General features: G+C 51.4%; 1 protein-coding gene. It reads right to left on the bottom strand.

Features of this window, described 5'->3' with window-relative positions:
- Nucleotides 1–273: 273 nt before the first annotated feature.
- The coding region (locus AB0F11_RS38160; protein WP_362184470.1) for a hypothetical protein at nucleotides 274–1,610 on the bottom strand (1,337 nt) is incomplete at its 5' end.

Below are 1,610 nucleotides of genomic sequence, written 5' to 3'. Positions count from 1 at the left end.
CTCGCGGCCTGCAACACAGCATCAGTTGCCCCTTCGGCCACATCAACATTCATCGCCAAACAGCATAAGCCGAGGAAAATCGATGCCGACACGGTCGTCTGAAAATAGCGATGCCGCTCTCTGTGTATATTCACACCCACCCCCATTCGCATGGCGCGACCATTCGATTCGAAGCCGAAAAATATCGCATACGGGTACCGCCGAGTAACGCGAACTGAACGGCCTCATTATTAGACACAACCCCTTAAAATCTCGTCGACGACTACAGCAATCTCATTTCGAGAAATATTTGGTGAAGCGCGCGATCTGTTCCTTCGTTACAGGCTGGCCTGCCTGGTCCGGCATCGGCACGCTTCCGTGCAGGAGGATAAAGCTGAACCCGGTTCCAGCCTTTTGTGCATTTCCATGACACCCCATGCATCCACCCATATTTACGGAGTCATGGTTGTACGTCACGTTATTGAATTGATTCTTTGTTCCATCGGAAAAATCCGTAATCCGAAAACTGAATTTGTCGAAGTTGACGAAGGTTCCGCTGAATTTCTGAAGATTGTAATCCGTTTCAATCACGCCATTGGATTGATAATACGTCGACTGCACCGACCTATCCTCGTTACTGTAATCGATTCCCGGTTTTTTTCCAGTAAGCGGCTTGCTCTGAACGTTGACGAGCTTGTAATACGACCACACCGAATTCTTCGCACCGAAATTCTTTTGCGAGTACATGGAAATCGCATCATGAGCAGATTTATTGACCGCAATAATTTCATCCGGAATCTGATTGATTCTTCGATTGACAATGATCGGACCTCCATCTACGAGTCCGGTTTGCGCGGTGTTCTGGTAGTACAGCCGAGCGCCTGGCGGCGAGCTGAAATTTTTGGGGGAATAGGAGAATTGCTGGAGAGTCCCGGGCTGTGCGTTTTTCGAGACAATATTCGGATATAACGGTATCGGCGGGATCGGATTGGCAATATATTTTCCATCCATATCCTCGACCGGCTTGCCCGCCGCATCAAGAATATTGTCCGCCTGTTCGAAGGTTGCGTAGATAAAATACGGAGCCGATGATGTTTTCTGAATAATGTGCAAGCCAATGAGGCCGAAATCGTCGTCGACATAGTACGTCTTCGTATCCGCGCCGTCGCCCTTGACGTAATAACGCACGCGGGTTGTATAGAAACGGCCGGATGCTCGCTCGGAGGCAGTCAATCGTCGCCAGGCCGCCTTGACCTCGACCGAGCCGTAAGGCAAGCAGATCAAGCCGCTGCAGGGCGGGAGCGGATCGTCTCCGTGATCCGAGATGTATTTCGCCGTTGCTTCGAATATGCCGGCCACTCTTTTGTCGCTGACACCGCCCAACAACTGGTTCGCCGCGACATAGGCGTATTCCTTGCGGTTGGCCTTGGCCATGAACAAGATCTGGGCGTCATCCGACTTCACGTTCGGCGACAGAATCCCTGCATAAATCTGGTTCAAGCCGATCTGGCTATTCTCGTCCAGGTTGATCCACGGCGTCGGGCCATAGGCGATTCCTCGGTATGCGGTGATCGGGATTTTGTAGTTGTAAGCGGGCCGTGCGTCGTAACCGTAATCGTCCGATTCATTCG

Source organism: Streptomyces sp. NPDC032472 (genome assembly GCF_040636955.1).
Lineage (GTDB): Bacteria > Actinomycetota > Actinomycetes > Streptomycetales > Streptomycetaceae > Streptomyces.
The sequence above is the reverse complement of the archived record's forward strand: the minus strand, read 5'-3'. Positions and strand labels throughout refer to the sequence as shown.